The organism is Micromonospora sp. LOL_014 (genome assembly GCF_048060245.1).
Lineage (GTDB): Bacteria > Actinomycetota > Actinomycetes > Mycobacteriales > Micromonosporaceae > Micromonospora_E.
Map to the genome: position 1 here is coordinate 21,149 of NZ_JBHMIP010000020.1, position 13,413 is coordinate 34,561.

Below are 13,413 nucleotides of genomic sequence, written 5' to 3' on the forward strand. Positions count from 1 at the left end.
GGCGGGGGCCGGTCAGGGTGAGCCGTGCAGGACGACCCGGTAGCCGAGTTGCTGACCGTAGGTCATCAACGGGCGCAGGGTCGGGACCAGTTCGGTCGCCTCGGTGGACCAGTGGTGTCCCCGGTTGCCGTCGAGTCGGCGGTGACGGGCCGATGCCGTCTGCCGTTGTTGGTGCAGCTCGCGTCGCAGGTGGTGCAGCCGGTGGGAGGCTGTGGACCGGCCGGAGCGCCAGTCGAGCCAGCGTAGCCACCAGTCACGTAGCATTTCGGTGATCATTTCTCTCCCTTGATCATTTGGTCGGTGGTCGGGTTTCCGTGCGCCGGGGCAGTCGGTAGAGTCCGTGGCGCTGGACGAAGATCTCCCGCCGTTCTGCGGCGTTGCCGTGCCGGTCGATGACGTATCCGGTGATCCAGATCCACCCGTCGTAGGTCCATTTGCGGTCGACGGCGATGACCCGGAGTCGGATGGCGCGGTCGTCGGCGAACTGGACGCTGGCTTGCCGGCCGATGATCAGCACGTCGCCGGGTTTCGGCTCGGGCGTGGCGAGTAGCCGGCTACCCGTCACGCCGTTCCGCCATCGGGTACGTGGTACGCCCGCAGTCCGGGCACCACCTGGACTTGACCTTGAACGACCACAACCCCGCGCAGAAGCCGAGTAGTGCCGCGCTGAACAACGCCCCGATTTCCACCATCGGCATCCCCTCCAACTGAACCGTCGCCGCAATTCTGATCATGAAAAATTTGTCATCCGGATTTGTTCTCCACCCTGGACTTCCGGGTGCTGTCGGAGCAAGATGCCGTGAGGGCCACGGAAAGCAGGCGGCAGCGGCCCGGTAGCCAGTGGACAAAGTCGAGCGAACTGGGGGATGTGAAGACCTATGTCTGCGAGCGAGTATCTGGTATTGGAGCTACGCCGGGTCCGGGAGTCGCTGGGGCTCACCCAGGAGTCGTGGGCGGAGCGCGTCCACTTCTCGGCGAAGCACGTCGGTTCCATCGAGCGTGGTGAGCGGCCGGCGCTGCCGGACTATCTGGCCTCGGTCGACAAGGCGTTCGGCACCGCGTTGATGAAGTTCTACCGGGAGTTCGTCGTCGGCGAGCACCTGCCAGTCTGGTTCCGGCCGTTCAGCGATCACGAAGGCAACGCCACGCTGATTCGGGCGTTCCAGCCGCTGCTGATCCCCGGCCTGCTGCAGACCGAGGCGTACGCCGAGGCGGTGCTCTCGGCGTACCGGGTGCCCGACGACGCGGCGGCGATCGCGTTGACCACCCGGATGGGCCGGCAGGCCATCCTGCGGCGGGAGAAGCCCTGCCAGCTCGCCGCCGTCATCGACGAGAGCGTGTTGACCCGGCGGGCGGGTAGCGCCGAGATCATGCGGGAGCAGTTGACCGCACTGGTCGAAGCCTGCCAGCGGCCGAACATCCAGGTGCAGGTCGTGCCGTCGGAAGTGGGCGTCTACCCGGGGATGGACGGTCCGTTCGTGCTGGCGAACGTCGACGGCCGGACGGTCGGCTACCTGGAAGGGCACCTGGACGGCCGGGTGGTGGAGGCCCCGGACGATACAGCGGACTTGGAGGGGACCTGGGAGACAATCCGGGGGTACGCTCTGCCGCACCACCAGAGCCTTGACCTGATCACGAGGACGGCTGAGAAATGGACCTGAGCACCGCCCCTAGTTGGCGCACCAGCACCTACACCGACTCCGGCTCCTGCGTTGAGGTGGCTGACAACCTGCCCGGCCGGGTCCTGGTCCGGGACACCAAGGACCGCAGCGGCCCGATGCTGACTTTCGGCCCATCCGCCTGGCGTTCCTTCGTCGAGCTGGCCAAGCAGCACTGACGGCCTGACGCCTACCCCGGCGCGACAGCCGGAGAGCGCCGGCCCTGCTTCGGTAGGGTCGGCGCTCCGGCATCGCTCGCCGGGCGCAGCGAGGCTTCCGGGCGCGAGTTTCAATTTTGAAATCGCGGTTGACGCAGCAGCTTCGTCGGGAGCCGTCCTGCATTAAAGGCCTTGGCCTGGCAGTTGGTCGAGAACATCCTGCGGCGCTGGCTCGGTGGGTGGGACTGCGGGGAGGCGGTTGGGTCACCACGAATTACGATGCCGTCATGAACTTCGAGCGGATCACCGTCAATCCCGCTCAGATGGGTGGGGCACCCTGTATCCGTGGGCTGCGCATCCCGGCCTCGCCGGTGGTGGCTACGGTCGCGGGCGGCATGAGCCCGGACGAGATCGTTTCGGAGCTGCCGGACCTGGCCGTTGATGACGTCTGGGAGGCACTGCGCTTCGCGGCCGAGGCTGTCCGGGAGCGGGAGCTGCCGTTGCACCGCGCGGCATGAGGTTCCTGTCAGCGATTGGCGGATTGGACGTTGGGAGCCCACTCGTCGGCGAAGGTCTCCATCTGGCGGATCACCAGGTCGACGGCGGCGCGCTCGTGGTCCGGCGGGTAGTCGTAGCGGGCCAGTAGGCGGCGGATGTGGCTGCGCAGCTTGGCGCGTACCGGCTCGCGGGAGAACCAGTCAACGGTGATCGACGACTGGATCGACTTGACCAGCTCACGGGCGATTTCGGCGAGGGTGCCGATCCCCATCAGCTCGGTAGCTGCTTCGTTTTGCGCGACGGCGTCGTAGAAGGCCAGCTCGGCGTGGTTGAGCGGCGGGTCGAACCGCTGGCCGCGCCGGGCGTCCGCAGAGACTTCCTTTGCCAGCTCGACCAGCTCGACGATCAACTGTGCGCTGGTCAGCTGCTGGCGCATGTAGCGGTTCATCAGGTCTTCGAGCATGGCGGAGAAGCGCTCCTGGCGTACCACGTTGTGTTTGGTGACCTCGCGCATCTTCTGCTCGATCAGCCGGCGCAGCGCGGAGACCGCCAGGTGTGGGGTTTCGGAGTCTTGCAGGCGTTGCAGCGCGACCCCGTTGAGGTCGGTGATGTCGAGCCGGCCGAGCCCGGCCTCTTCGTAGATGTCGGTGATGTTGGCGGCGTCGACCACCTGGGCCGCGAGCTGCGCGAGGTAGCGTTCCACCTCGGCCGTGTTGGGCAGCCCTTTCGCTTCCCGGTCGGCAGCCTCCTCCTTGACGATCCAGACCCGGACGTCCCGGAAGAACTTGATGTCGTCGCGCAGGCGGTGGATGTCGCCGGCCCGCTCGACGAAGTCACGGCTGGTCGCGCAGAGCGTGTAGAAGCGTTCCAGCCGGCCCGCCGAGTCGCGGAACCGCTGGTGCAGCGGCTTGGTGCCGGGCTCGACGGCGTTGCCGGGGGTGCTCGGGTCACGCAGGAAGTTGGCGACCTTGCGCACCGCCCGCACCCAGCGGGTCCGGTCCTTTTCGTTATCGCGGATCTCCCGCCACTTCACCGGGGCCGGGGCAAGCATCGCTTCGATGACGGCGATCTCGTTGTGCACCTCGCCGATGGCCCGGTCGATTTCCCGGCCGAGGGTCTGGTCTTCCTGGTCGCGCCGGCTGTACTCGGTGAGTGCCTTCCGCAGGTTCTCGGTCAGCGGGGCGTAGCCGACCAGCAGGCCGTCCTGCTTGCCCCGGAAGCGGCGGTTGACCCGGGCCAGGGCCTGCATCAGGTTGGCGCCCCGCATCGGCCGGTCCATGTAGATGGTGTGGATCGGCGGCGCGTCGTAGCCGGTGAGCAGCATCGAATGCACGATGAGCAGCTCCAGCTCATCGTCCGGGTCCTTCGCCCGAGCCTGTACGGTCTTGAGCTGCGACGGGCGCAGGTGATGCGGGCGCAGCAGCTCCTTGTCGCTGGGCACCCCATGGAAGACGATCTTCATTTTGCCTTTGTCGACGGCCGGGTCGACCCAGTCGGGCCGCAGCTCCTTGATGGCGTCGAAGACCCGGACGCAGATTTCCCGGGTCGCGCAGACCAGCATCGCCTTGCCCGGCCCGCCGAGCTGCGGCCGCATCAGCTCGCGGCGCTCCCCCCAGTGCTCGACCAGGTCCTTCGCGAGGGTTTCGACCCGGTCCGGGGCGCCGTAGACAGTGGTGAGCGTCGCCACCTTGGCTTCGGCTTTGCGCCGCTCCGCGTCGTCGAGGCTGGCGGTGAGTTTCTCCACCTCCTCGTCGATGCTGTCGGGGTCGATGCCCGGTGGCAGCGACACCGGGATGATCCGCGGCTCGTGGTAGACCCGCACGGTCGCCTCGTCGTCGACGGCCCGCTTGAGGTCGTACACGTCGATGTAGTCGCCGAAGATGGCGCGGGTGTTGACCTGGTCGGTGGAGATCGGGGTGCCGGTGAAGGCGATGAACGTCGCGTGCGGCAGCGCGTCGCGCAGGTGCCGGGCGTAGCCGTCGAGGGTGTCGTAGTGGCTGCGGTGCGCCTCGTCGACGATCACCAGGATGTTGCGGCGGTCGGAAAGGAGCGGATGTGACCTCCCGGCCTCCCGTTCCTCCTTTGTACGCCCGAACTTCTGCAACGTCGTGAAGATGATGCCGCCGGCGTTGCGGTTGGACAGCTCGTCCCGCAGCGCGGCGCGGGTGTCGACCTGGACCGGCTCCTGGCCGAGCAGCATCTGGCTCTCCTGGAACGTGCCGAAGAGCTGATCGTCGAGGTCGGTACGGTCGGTGAGCACCACGATCGTCGGGTTCTTCAGGGCCGGGTGCCGGGCGGTCATCGCCGCCGTGCAGACCATTTCCTCCGACTTGCCGGAGCCCTGGGTGTGCCAGACGACGCCGGCCTTCCCGTCGCTCTGCGACGCATGCACGATGCAGTCGACGGCCCGGATGACCGCGAAGTGCTGGTGCGGCTTGGCGATCCGCTTCGTGTCGGAGGTGAAGTTGACGAACCCGGCGGCCAGCTCCAGGAAGCGCCGCTGGTTGAACAGGCCGTGCAGGGCGACGGTCAACGCCTCCGGGCCGTCGTACTCCGGTGAGCTGGTGTCGACCCGTTCGCCTTCGTCGTCGATGTTCCACGGCGCGAAATGCTCGTAGGCGGTGAACGGTGTGCCGTACTTCGCGGTGATCCCGTCGGAGATCAGGCACAGCACGGCGTGCCGGAACGCCAACGGGAACTCCGCGCGGTACGTCTGAAGCTGGGCGTGCGCGCCGGGCAGGGTGGCATCCTCGTCGACGGCGTTCTTCAACTCCACCATGGCGACCGGCAGGCCGTTGACGTAGAGCACGATGTCGAAGCGGCGTCGGAAGTCGCCGTCGATGACCAGGACCTGGCTGATCGCCCGGAAAATGTTGCGGTCGGGGTCATGCAAATCAACCAGTTGTACGGTCGGATTGTGCTCGGCACCGAACGAGTCGGTGTAGACGATCGACCGGATGCCGTTGACCAGCCGCTCGTGCGCTGCCCGGTTTTCGGCGAACGCCTCCCGCGAGGCCGCGTCGGTGGCGGCCCGCACAGCGTCGGCCACCGCCCCCTGCGGCAGCGCGGGGTTGAGGCGCTCGATCGCTGCCCGCAGGTCCTCGACCAGCACCAGGTCTGCCCAGGACTGACGCTGCCCCGAACCGAGCGCGAAGTCCTTGCCGGCACCGGCTTCCCAACCGAGCTCCCCGAGCTGCTCCAGCGCGTGCGACTCCCAGTCCGCCTCGCCCATCCGCCAATCCAACCCCATTACGCGACCCCTCCCCAGAGTCTCTTCTTACCTAAACCGCTTCTTCGACGACCTTCTCGGCGTCCTTGACCCGCAACCGCCCCGACATCAACTCCGGCAACAACACATCCCGCAGCGCGGCTAGGCGCCGTGATTCTTCAGTCTTGGAGCGGACTAGCTGTTGTATCGCGTCAGATACCGGCTCCAAGCGCGCTATCGCTTCTATGTTTGGAAGCGGTACCTCTAGCCGGCGTAGGTTCGACATGCTGAGCTTCGGTTGGACCGCGCCGGTGATCAGCGAAGCCACATTGGTGAACGTTAGCGCGATTGACAGAAGTTCTGTCGATATAGTCGTTCCGGTCAAGACATGCGCATGGTTGTTGACCCAGAAGTCGCCCCAGGCATACTGGGTCACTGGACGGCCTTCTGGCGTAATTACGCTACCGTCTTCTCCGACCAGAAGATGTGGGCCGCTGAAGATGAACGCGTCCACGTAGCCCACTACTCCGGCTGCTCCATAGTATGGGTATGGTCCGATCCGGGCTTCACGCTCTCTGCTTGACAAGGGAACCCGTCGGTTGTTGGAGAAAGCGGCAACGTCTCCTAGCGTGGCGTGGCGCGTTTCTGTCAGAAGGGCTTTCTCATAGTGTGACTTCATTAACTCCCAGGCGGTCCGGGTGACGCGGTCGTTGACCGCAATCTTGTCGTCCAGTGTCCCGAGGGTGGCAGAGATTCGTTTCTGGGTCGCGAGATCGGGAATTCGGATAGGCCAGCGTGGAAGCTCAACTAGGGGAATTCGGTCTACGGTTGCCCCGGAAATCCTACGTTCGTGTATTACCTGTTGGAATTCCGGCGAGAGATAGGCTAGTAGGAGAAATTTTTGCTCGACTAGTTCGAGGTGGGGGCGCAGTAATCCCATGCGGCGCCCGAGAGCGGCTCTGATGCCATCTGGCATAAGTGCCGCCTCGCCTAGCCTGGTCTCATACGAGAATAGGACGTCGCCTGCGGTGGGTGTCACTCTTCTGGTCCAGCGTTCAAAATCCTCTTCTGATATATGTGCTGATTCAGACAGTTTTAGGCGGCCAGAATCCAGGCTGGAGATGCTGAGAAACCATGGTCCGGAATCGGTCTTTTTGGGAGTCGCGTGAGGTCCGTCGAAAACCTCTGCAATATCGCCGACGGTATACGTCCGCCACTCAGACATCGAGTCTCCCGAGTTGGGTGCGGACGACGGTTTCGAGGCGGGTGGACTCGTCGAAGTGGGCGTACAGCTCCTTGGTGAGGCGTTCGATGCGGTCGGCTAGTGGTTCGGCGTCCGGGTCCTCTTCGGCTTCGGCGGCCCCTACGTAACGCCCTGGGGTGAGCACGTAGTCGTGGGCGGCTACCTCGTCGACGGTTGCCGAGTAGCAGAAGCCGGGCACGTCCGCGTACTTCTGGTCTTTGGTCCTGGCCGACTTGGTGCCGCGCCAGGCGTGATACGTGTCGGCGATCTTGGCGATGTCGTCGTCGGTGAGGATGCGCTCGGTGCGGTCGACCATGGTGCCGAGCGCGCGGGCGTCGATGAAGAGGATCTCGCCGCGCCGGTCGGCCAGCGCCTTCGCCCCCTGCGGGGTCTTGTCCTTGGTCAGGAACCACAGACAGGCGGGGATCGCGGTGGTGCGGAACAGGTTCGGCGGCAGGGCGACCATGCAGGCCACCAGGCCCGCCTCGACCATCGCGCGGCGGATCTCGCCCTCGCCGGACTGCTTCGACGACATCGAGCCGTTGGCCAGGACGATGCCGGCGCTGCCCCGGTCGCCGAGCTTGTAGACGATGTGCTGCAGCCAGGCGTAGTTGGCGTTGCTCTGCGGTGGCACGCCGTAACGCCAACGCGGGTCGGATTCGCGGCGGGCCCAGTCGCTCATGTTGAACGGCGGATTGGCCATGATGAAATCGGCCCGCATGTCCGGGTGTTTGTCGTCGGCGAACGTGTCGGCCCACCGGTCGCCGGTGCCGACCGGGTCCATGCCGTGGATGGCGAGGTTCATCTTCGACAGCCGCCAGGTGCGCTCGTTCGCCTCCTGGCCGTAGATGGCGATGTCGTGAGTGTGGTCGCGGCCGGCGCGGGCCTCGACGAACTTCTTCGACTGCACGAACATGCCGCCCGAGCCGCAGCACGGGTCGTAGACCCGGCCCTCATAGGGCTCCAGCACCTCGACGAGGACCCGGACCACACTCGACGGGGTGTAGAACTCGCCGGCCCGCTTACCTTCGGCGCGGGCGAACCGCTCCAGGAAATACTCGTACACCTCGCCGAGCACGTCCTGTGCCTTGCGCTCGCCGTGGCCGGTGAAGCGGGCGTCGCTGATCAGGTCGACCAGCTCCTTCAACCGCTTCTGGTCGACGTTGTCCCGGTTGAAGATCTTCGGCAGTACGCCGGTCAGCGCCCGGTTCTCCCGCATGATCGCGTCCATGGCGTCGTCGAGCAGCTTGCCGACCCCGGACGGCGCGTTCTCCACCAGGTAGTCCCAGCGGGCGTTCTCCGGCACCCAGAAGACGTTCGCGCTGGTGTACTCGTCACGGTCGTCGAGGAAGGCGGCGCGGCGGCTCTCCGGGATGTCGGCCAGGCTCTCCGCGATCTGGTCACGGCGCTCGGCGAACGCATCCGACACGTACTTGAGGAAGACCAGGCCGAGGACGAACTCCTTGTACTGCGCGGCGTCCATCGATCCGCGCAGCTTGTCGGCGGCCTTCCACAGAATGTCCTGGATCTGCTTGGTGCTGGACATGCCGGGCAGTTCGCCCTGCCCGGTGGCGCGTTTGCGTGGGGGCACTGTGTGTTCCGTTCTCTCGGTCAGAAGTTCGTACCGTACAGAGTCGTCAGGGTGCCGTCGGCGAAGCCGGTCACGGCGAGTTCGCGTACCTCGGCCAAAAGACCTGCCTGCCGCCGCAGGAGGCGTTCACGCTCGGCCAATCGGCGCAGCACGTCATCCAAGCGGGCGATCTCGTCGGCGGCTAGGTCGGGGATCGTGGCGTCGCCCAGCCGTGGGCCGCGCACCGCCCCCGGGCTGCGCGTGGTGTTGCGGGCCGTGCCCAGCAGCGCCGCCAGGACGCGCGGGGTGAGCGGGTCACCGGCGGCGACCCGCAGGCCGGCGGCCGGGTGCTCGATCACCGAGAAGCCGTCATCGTCCACCAAGACCCCGAACCGGGGTTTGGTGGTCACCACCAAATCACCCGGCTCGGTGAGCGCGACCTGCGGATACTCCGCAGCGAGGGTGAGCCGGTCCAGCCAACGGGACGATGACCCGGCGAGCACCTCCGCCGGGCCGAGCACCCGGTGGTGGCCCCGGCGTCCGATGTGCTCCGGCGACAGCCGGTGCCCGGTGAGCTGGCGGACCCGGCGAGCCCTGCGCAGCGCGTCGAGGGACAGCTCCTTCGGCCGGCTGCCGTCACGTTGGGCCGCGCCGGTGACCAGCGGGCCGTGCTCCTCCGCGTACTGGATGAAGGTCTGCTCCTCGTCGGAGAGACGGCGCTCGACCTCGCCGATCAGCGCCGGCCGGTCGGCGGCCAGCCGGGCCCGCAGGGTGACCAACGCCGGACCCGGCGGCCGCAGCGCCGCACCCCGACGCAGGTCGAGGCTTGCCAACGGGACGATCCGGCCGGTCCACGGGTCGTGGCCGTCGCTGCGGTAACCCTCCGTACGCCACAGGGTGATGTCCTCGGCGGCGGCGTCCACAGTGCGCTGATCGAACGTGGCACCGCTGAGGTCGGCCAGCAGCAGCCGGCCCTTGACGGTGGAGACCGGATCGCGGGTCAACACCCACAGCGCCGCCGGATAGCCGGGCCGCGCCGGGTAGACGCCGCCGGGCAGCCGTACGACCGCCTCGACCATGCCGCCGCTCAGCAGCGCCGTGCGACGCATCACCGCCACCCCGTCCCGCAGCTCGTCGACGAGGCTGCTGGCGGGGCCGACGACGATGGCGGTGCGGCCCGGACCGAGCAGGTCGGCGATCGCCTCGACCCGATCGAGGTCGGCGAGAGCGTCGCGGGTCTCGGCGGGCCGGTACGGGAGCCGGGTGACGATCAGATCCGGGTCGGCGAACTCCTCGCGCAACCCGTCGGCAGTCACGTCGAACTGGAACTCGTCCAGCCGTGCCAGCAGCAACTGCCGGCGTACCAGGCGGACGAGCCCATCGTCGGCGACGGACGCGACGAGCTGCAGGTGGTCGCGGTCCTCGTCGTCGCTCAGCAACGCCGTCAGCAGGTCACCGGTGCCGGCGTTGCCGTCGGCGATGGTGACAGCGCGGCCGCTGCGCAATCTGCCCGGCACGTCGGCGACCTGACGGATCAGCGCGACCAGCTGCGGAGTGAGCGCGTCCGCCACCAGCTCCGGCCAGCCGAAACGGTTGGCGGAGCCGATCAGGAGCCGGCAGGCGTGCCCGGCGTCGTACGCGCCCTCGATCAGCTGCTCGACCAGCTGGGGCAGCTCGGCAGGCGCAGGCGCGGCGGCCAGCTCGCGGAGCAGGAACTCGTCATCGGGGTCGAGGCGGCGGGCCAGCGGCAGCGGATCGGCGGGCAGCTCCCGGTCGGCGAGGTGGCGCAGGCAGAGCGCGGCGCTCAGGACAGCGACCGTGCGTCGGCCGCCATGCCGTCGGGCGTACGCCGTCAGCGTGTGCAGCGTCTGTTCGGCGCGCAGCGTCTCCGGGTCGGCGTTGCCGAGCCCGGTGTGCAGCAGCCAGGCGAGGACAGCGTCGGCGGGGAAGAGCGGCTGCTCGTCGCTGCCGGAGACGGGCGTCGGGAAGCCAGGGTGCCGGCGGCGCCAGTTCATGATCGCGGGCTTGCTGACCCGGGCCAGCTGCGCGATCTCGCGCTGCGACATCACCGCCGTCTGCTCCATAGCTTCACCTCCTCTGCTGCGGTGCCAACTGTACGAGTCTCTCATGTTTCGATGTGGGGCAATTCTTGTTATCCCGGGATAACAGCCCCTTGCACATGCTAAGGCCTCCGGGTGCGGTCTCCTTGATGGACCAACGACATCAGGGGGTCTGATGAACGACACGCTCACGCTCTACCAGGAGCTCGCCGACCGGCTTCAGCAGCGCGAGGTGCCAGACAAGGTGAACGGCCTGGTCCTCGCCGCGTTCCAGGGCGACGAGCCACTCGACGCCGTCTTGCGGGGCGACGCCTTCGCCGTACAGCCCGAAGCGGGGGAGGTCGACGGCGGCCGCCCGCAGGCCTTCCTGGAAGAGATCCGGGTCGCCGGCTTCCGCGGCGTCGGCCAGCCCGCCACGGTCGGGCTCGTGCCCAAGACCGGGCTGACCGTGTTCATCGGCCGCAACGGCTCCGGCAAGTCCAGCTTCGCCGAAGCCGTCGAGTTCACGCTCACCGAGGACTCCCTACGCTGGGCGCAGCGACCGCAAGCCTTCCGCGACGGCTGGCGCAACCTGCACCACAACGGCGCACCCGAGATCCGTCTCACGATGCGGCTGGACACCGGCGAACCGGTGACAATCAACCGCACCTGGCCGGCAGGCACCACCGACCTGGCCTCTGCCACCGTCACGACGACCCAGGGCGACGCCGCGATGTCCCCCGGTCAGCTGCCGGAGTGGATCAGCCAGGCCGACCGGTACCGGCCGTTCCTCTCCGCGCGGGACCTCGAACGCGTCATCACCGCCAGGCCCACCGAGCTGTACGACGCCATCGCACCGATCCTCGGCCTCGCCCCGCTGGCCGCCGCCGACGCCCGCCTGCAGCGCGAACGGAAGCTCTACGATGACCGCGCCAAAGCGCTCAAGGCCGACTTCGCCCAGCTCCGTGCCCAGCTCGCACAGGTCGACGACGAACGCGCCCGGGACGCCCTGCTCGCCCTCGGAACGCGGGCCGGGCGGGCCGACCTGACCGGGCTGGGCGCGCTGGCCAGCGACGAGGTCGCCGCCTCGGAAGCGGTAGCCGCCGCCGCAGCCCGGCGGCTCACCGAAGAGAAGCTGCCCGACGGTCGACACATCCTCGTCACCCTGGTCGAGGAGCACTGGGCCGCGAAGGAAGCAGCCGCCACCGACAGCGGCATGGCCCACCGGGCCGCCGAACTGCTGCGCGGCGCCCTGGAGATGCACCGCGACGGCGGCGACCGGCCCTGCCCGGTCTGCCGGCAAGGGACCCTCGACCACGGCTGGCGGCAGGAGGCAGAGTCGGAGGTGGCGCGGCTGGCGGCCGTCGCCGCAGCCGCCAGCGTAGCCCAGGACGAGTACGCGAAGGCTCGCCGTACGGCCGATACGCTGCTCGGCGACGTCCACAAGTGGCTCGACCCGGTCGCCGACGAGCTCGCCGCCCACCTGCCGGCACAGTGCGCCGCGATGCGCGACGCACTGGCCGGGCTCGGCCACGACCCGGCCACCTGGGACGCCCTCGACGCCGCCCATGCCAGCCTCGCGGCGGCCGCGACCGACTGGCTCACCCAGCGGCACGACGCCTGGCGTGAGCCCGGTGCCGCGATCCGCCGCTGGGTCGACGCCGCCACGCTGGTCCGGGCCGAGGCGGCAACCCTCGGGCTGCTCAACAAGGCCCGCGACGAACTCGGCGTGGCCGCCAAGGCGATCCGCGCCGAACGGCTGGGCAGCTACGCCGCGCAGTCGGACCGGGTGTGGCGGCAGCTGCGCCACGAAAGCAACGTCGAGCTGCACCAGCTGCGGATGGACGGCAACAACACCAGCCGCAAGGTCCGTTTCCCGGTCGCCGTCGACGGGGTCGAGACCGACGCGCTGGGGGTGATGAGCCAGGGCGAGTTGCACGCCCTCGGACTGGCGGTGTTTCTGCCCCGGGCCTGCGCCGACGCCAGCCCGTACCGGTTCGTGATCATCGACGACCCAGTGCAGAGCATGGACCCCGCCAAGATCGACGGTCTCGCCGAGGTGCTCCGCGAGGTCGCCCTGACCCGACAGGTCGTCGTGTTCACCCACGACGACCGGCTACCGGAAGCGCTGCGGCGGCTCGACGTCGAGGCCGACATCCGCGAAGTCACCCGCCGCGAAGGCTCCATTGTCGAGGTACGGCGGGCATGCGACCCCGCCGACCGGTACCTCGACGACGCACGCGCAATCGTCAAAGCGGACATCCCGAATGAGGTGAAGGACATCATGGTGGCTGGGTACTGCCGGTCAGCGATCGAGGCGGTCAGCATGGACCGCTACCGGCTCGCACAGCACCGGGCCGGTACGTCGTACCAGCGGATCCAGGAGCGGCTCGGCGACGCGCACGGCGTCAAGGACGTGCTCAGCCTCGGGCTCTTCGGCGGTGTCGTGCCCCGGCAGGACCTGTTCGCGCGTCTCGACCGGGAGTACGGGCGGAAGTCGACCCGGACAGTCAAAGCAGTCGCGGCCGCCGTCCACGGAGTGCCGAGCGAGATGTCCATCGGGACGATGGTCGACAACACCAAGGATCTGGTGAGGCGGTTGCGATGAACCAGTCCGTCTACCTCGCCACCGCCGACCGGATGCTCACCAGCGTGATTCGCGGCGCCCGAGGTGCCTGGCCCCGGGCATGTGCCTGGCTGCTGCGGCACGAGCTTGAGGCGGCTATGGACCGTTACTGGGCCCGGGTCTGTCCGGCGATCGGGCGGATCCGGGTGCAGCGGCCAAAGCTGCTCCTACTCGCCTACTACGCCGGACCTAAGCTGGCGGGAAGGGCCAGCTACCTGTGGTGGGCCCTGTCCCGAGCCGGACACCACCACCACTACGAACTCGGCGTCACCGCCGTCGAGCTGACGCGACACCGGGCCGAGCTGCTCGAAATCGTCGCGCTCCTGGACCACTCGGAGTCATCGAAGCCCTGAAAGCGGAAGCGCGGTTGCCGGGTTATCGGTGCTGACGTGGCTGGATGGACTTGTTGGTGG

Annotated in this window: 12 protein-coding genes; 5 read left to right on the forward strand and 7 right to left on the reverse strand. The window is 68.0% G+C overall.

Annotated features, from left to right (window positions below):
• Positions 1 to 12: 12 nt before the first annotated feature.
• The 3 genes from ACFHW1_RS18245 to ACFHW1_RS18255 are packed head-to-tail and all read right to left on the reverse strand — an operon-like array spanning position 13 to position 734.
• Positions 13 to 276: a hypothetical protein gene (locus tag ACFHW1_RS18245; RefSeq protein ID WP_416615779.1), complete on the reverse strand. Its 264-nt coding sequence runs from the start codon at positions 274 to 276 to the stop codon at positions 13 to 15.
• Positions 277 to 289: 13 nt separating this feature from the next.
• Entirely contained in the window at positions 290 to 565 is a 276-nt protein-coding gene (locus ACFHW1_RS18250; RefSeq protein ID WP_416615781.1) for a hypothetical protein, read from the reverse strand.
• Entirely contained in the window at positions 555 to 734 is a 180-nt protein-coding gene (locus ACFHW1_RS18255; protein WP_416593771.1) for a hypothetical protein, read from the reverse strand. The genes ACFHW1_RS18250 and ACFHW1_RS18255 overlap by 11 nt, the downstream gene beginning before the upstream one ends.
• 144 nt (positions 735 to 878) lie before the next feature.
• On the opposite strand from ACFHW1_RS18255, the gene ACFHW1_RS18260 reads away from it, so the two are divergent.
• The 3 genes from ACFHW1_RS18260 (at position 879) to ACFHW1_RS18270 (ending at position 2,334) form a co-directional block, all read left to right on the forward strand.
• Positions 879 to 1,661: a helix-turn-helix domain-containing protein gene (locus ACFHW1_RS18260; protein ID WP_416615783.1), complete on the forward strand. Its 783-nt coding sequence runs from the start codon at positions 879 to 881 to the stop codon at positions 1,659 to 1,661.
• The gene (locus ACFHW1_RS18265) at positions 1,652 to 1,837 is read left to right on the forward strand and encodes a DUF397 domain-containing protein (protein ID WP_416615785.1); all 186 of its coding nucleotides are present in this window, start codon (positions 1,652 to 1,654) and stop codon (positions 1,835 to 1,837) included. Before ACFHW1_RS18260 ends, ACFHW1_RS18265 begins: the two co-directional genes overlap by 10 nt.
• Before the next feature lie 266 nt (positions 1,838 to 2,103).
• Entirely contained in the window at positions 2,104 to 2,334 is a 231-nt protein-coding gene (locus ACFHW1_RS18270) for a DUF433 domain-containing protein (protein WP_416615787.1), read from the forward strand.
• An 8-nt stretch (positions 2,335 to 2,342) separates the two neighbouring features.
• On the opposite strand, the gene ACFHW1_RS18275 is transcribed toward ACFHW1_RS18270, so the two are convergent.
• From ACFHW1_RS18275 to ACFHW1_RS18290, 4 genes are read right to left on the reverse strand one after another with little or no spacing between them, the layout of a single operon-like run.
• Positions 2,343 to 5,564 (reverse strand): type I restriction endonuclease subunit R, encoded by a 3,222-nt coding sequence (locus ACFHW1_RS18275; RefSeq protein ID WP_416615789.1) that lies wholly within the window; start codon positions 5,562 to 5,564, stop codon positions 2,343 to 2,345.
• A 31-nt stretch (positions 5,565 to 5,595) separates the two neighbouring features.
• Positions 5,596 to 6,747, reverse strand: coding sequence for a restriction endonuclease subunit S (locus ACFHW1_RS18280; RefSeq protein WP_416615791.1), 1,152 nt, complete (start codon positions 6,745 to 6,747; stop codon positions 5,596 to 5,598).
• On the reverse strand, positions 6,740 to 8,356 hold the full coding sequence (locus ACFHW1_RS18285; RefSeq protein WP_416615793.1) for an N-6 DNA methylase: 1,617 nt from the start codon (positions 8,354 to 8,356) through the stop codon (positions 6,740 to 6,742). The genes ACFHW1_RS18280 and ACFHW1_RS18285 overlap by 8 nt, the downstream gene beginning before the upstream one ends.
• A gap of 20 nt (positions 8,357 to 8,376) precedes the next feature.
• Positions 8,377 to 10,419, reverse strand: coding sequence for an SAM-dependent DNA methyltransferase (locus tag ACFHW1_RS18290; RefSeq protein WP_416615795.1), 2,043 nt, complete (start codon positions 10,417 to 10,419; stop codon positions 8,377 to 8,379).
• A gap of 151 nt (positions 10,420 to 10,570) precedes the next feature.
• Between ACFHW1_RS18290 and ACFHW1_RS18295 the strand changes: the two genes are divergently transcribed.
• Together ACFHW1_RS18295 and ACFHW1_RS18300 are read left to right on the forward strand one after the other, a co-directional pair.
• On the forward strand, positions 10,571 to 12,982 hold the full coding sequence (locus tag ACFHW1_RS18295; RefSeq protein ID WP_416615797.1) for an AAA family ATPase: 2,412 nt from the start codon (positions 10,571 to 10,573) through the stop codon (positions 12,980 to 12,982).
• Positions 12,979 to 13,353 carry a hypothetical protein gene (locus ACFHW1_RS18300; RefSeq protein WP_416615799.1) on the forward strand — a complete coding sequence of 125 codons (375 nt, stop codon included), beginning with the start codon at positions 12,979 to 12,981 and terminating at the stop codon, positions 13,351 to 13,353. Before ACFHW1_RS18295 ends, ACFHW1_RS18300 begins: the two co-directional genes overlap by 4 nt.
• Positions 13,354 to 13,413: the final 60 nt, after the last annotated feature.